The sequence below is a fragment of the Pseudomonas sp. HMSC063H08 genome (genome assembly GCF_001813645.1).
Taxonomy (GTDB): Bacteria; Pseudomonadota; Gammaproteobacteria; order Pseudomonadales; family Pseudomonadaceae; genus Pseudomonas; species Pseudomonas aeruginosa.
The window spans coordinates 1-235 of record NZ_KV813376.1 but is presented as its reverse complement, the minus strand read 5'-3'; the positions used below and the strand labels follow the sequence as shown (position 1 = coordinate 235).

The 235-nt window shown below is 54.9% G+C and carries 1 protein-coding gene; it reads left to right on the top strand.

The window, feature by feature from the left end:
* Nucleotides 1-97 precede the first annotated feature (97 nt).
* On the top strand, nt 98-235 hold a 138-nt coding region (locus HMPREF2924_RS07590), incomplete at its 3' end, for a type II toxin-antitoxin system ParD family antitoxin (RefSeq protein WP_116430289.1).

Here is a 235-nt window from a genome sequence, read left to right as displayed (position 1 = left end):
AGGGAGGCATCCTGCTATCACCTATACGCCGAAAAAGATGATTTGGCAAGCCTTATGGCATATTATGCCACTAGCTATCTGCCGACTGGAGTACCTCATGGCAACGCGAAACGTCGTCCTTCCCGATCCGCTGGAGCAGGATATCAACGAGCTGGTGGAGACCGGCCGCTATCAGAATCGCAGCGAAGTCATCCGGGCAGGATTGCGCCTGCTGCTGCAACAGGAAGCCCAGAAT